The organism is Microbacterium sp. Kw_RZR3, from assembly GCF_029222405.1.
In the GTDB taxonomy this organism is placed as follows: Bacteria; Actinomycetota; Actinomycetes; order Actinomycetales; family Microbacteriaceae; genus Microbacterium.
The window spans coordinates 1-2,237 of the sequence record NZ_JARHXC010000172.1 but is presented as its reverse complement, the minus strand read 5'-3'; the positions used below and the strand labels follow the sequence as shown (position 1 = coordinate 2,237).

1 protein-coding gene is annotated in these 2,237 nt (G+C 70.0%); it reads right to left on the bottom strand.

Going from position 1 to position 2,237, the window contains the following annotated elements; translation table 11 throughout:
• A partial coding sequence (locus tag P2P98_RS09090; protein WP_275799343.1) for a 5'-nucleotidase C-terminal domain-containing protein occupies positions 1-2,237 on the bottom strand: 2,237 nt, incomplete at both ends.

Below are 2,237 nucleotides of genomic sequence, written 5' to 3'. Positions count from 1 at the left end.
CGCCGGGAGCGGCCGGCACCTCGGCGCCCCCGACCACGCGCAGGGGAACCGTGGCGGTGGAGCCGGAGGCCGTCGAAACGGTGATGTCGAGCGCGTCGGGCGCGTCCGCAGGAACGGCAACCGCAACCTCGGCGACGCCGTCGCGCACGGCGACCGTTCGCGACTCTCCTGAGCCGACGGTGACGCTGGCTTCGGTGGCCGCGGGACTGCCGAGGGAGGTGAGGTCGAGGCCCGACACGGTGAACGCGGCCTCGGTCCCGCGGGCCGCCTCGGTCGGCGCACCCGTCACCTGGACGCCCCGCGCGGTGAAGTCGGGAGCGAGGTCGGGGTGGGACGTGAGGTACGCGATCCAGCCGTCCCGGTCGATCAGACCGGAGTCGCGCGAATCGGTTCCCTCGTCGAACACCGTGAAGGCGTCGCCTCCCGAGAGCAGGAAGCTGAAGGAGCCCACCCGGTACGACGCGGCCGGGTCGACCGGCATCCCGTCGATCCAGATGCCGGTGATGCGCTCGCCGGGCGCGCGCGTGGCGTCGTAGGTGTAACGCACGTTCTCGGACACGCTCAGCGAGAGTGTCGCGGCACGACCGGCCGCGTCGCCCCACTGCTGCTCCAACAGACGACGCAGCTGGTCGCCGGTGAGGCTCGTGGTTCCGAGGTTGTTCACGAACGGCAGCACGGCATTGGCCTCGGCGAAGGTGATCACGCCGTCGTCGCCGCGCAGCAGCTCCGCGCGCAGACCGCCCGGGTTCACCACCGCGAGGTCGGCGTCACCGCGCACGGGGTCGGCGAGCGTGTCGTGCAGGGCGTCGGCCACGAGGTTGCCGAGCGCCGACTGCTTCGAGCGATCGTCGCGCTCACCGCCCTGGTAGACACCGTCGACGTACGCGCCACCCCGGAATGCCGTCGTGATGTCCGCCGACACCGACCCGACCGGCTGCGAACCGACCCGCTCGGCCTCGGCGAGGGCGCGATCGACGATGTCGGCGACCTCGGCGACGCGGGGGTAGGTCGCGATGAGCTCGGCATCCAGAGCCTTGCTGTTCTCGGAGGTCTGCTCGTCGTCACCCTCGACCTCCTCGGCCGAGAGCCGCGGGACGTTGCGGGCCTCGTGGCCGATGACGTCGCGGCTCGCGCGGTCGATCGTCAGGACGACCTGTCCGATGTTCTCGCCGTAGTTGCCGGTCTGCAGGATGGGACGCGTTCCGTCGGACCCCGGAATCGGCGCGTCCCACGCGTACTCCTCGTGGGTGTGACCGGTGAAGATCGCGTCGACGTCGGCATCCGTCTCCGTGACGATGCGCGCGAACGCTCCGCCACGCGCGAGGGCGTCATCGAGGGTGCCTCCCGACGTCTCTCCCTGCAGGGCGCCCTCGTGGTACTCCGCCACGAGGACGTCGACCTGATCGCGGATCTCTGCCACCACGCGGTTCACCTCGGCGACCGGCTCGCGGAACTCGATGCCCTCGATTCCCTCAGGGCTGACGAGCGAGGCGGTCTCCTCGGTGACCGCGCCGACGACGCCGACCCGGAGACCGTTCACCTCGACGATCTCGTACCCGGGGAGCACCGGCTGGCCGTCGCGGTAGACGTTCGCCCCGAGGTAGGGGAATGCCGCGCGCTCGGTGACACGACCGGTGAGATCGTCGATGCCCTTGTCGAACTCGTGGTTTCCGACTCCGGATGCCGCCGCCTCGAGCGCGTTGAGAACGTCGATCGTGGGGGCGTCTTGGGCGTTCGCCGAGGCGAACAGCGAGGCGCCGATGTTGTCGCCGTTGGAGAGGAAGAGCGAGCGGTCATCGCCCTTCTCGGCGCGCAGCTGCTCGATCGTGCCGGCGAAGGTGACCGTGTTGGCGTCGATGCGCCCGTGGAAGTCGTTGATGTTCAGCAGGTTGAGCTCGGTCGTCCCCGACAGGTCGATGCCCACGACCACGGGGTCGTGGTCGCTCGAGCGATAGGGAGAGGCGTCGTAGAGGGTGCGCACGTTGGCGTTGTAGCGGCTGTACTCCAGCGCGAGCGCCTCACCGGCGTTGATGTTCCAGACGTCCGTGCCGGTGACGAGCTCCCGCGCCGCCGGCGATGCCAGCACGTGATCGAGCGAGCCCGACTGACCGTCGTACGAGTACGTGTACTTCCCGGTGTCGCCGGCCAGGTCGACGTACCCCGCGTCGCGGAGCACCTGGATCGGGTCTTCTTGCGTGTAGGCATTGAAGTCACCGAGCAGGAACACCGCGCCGGAG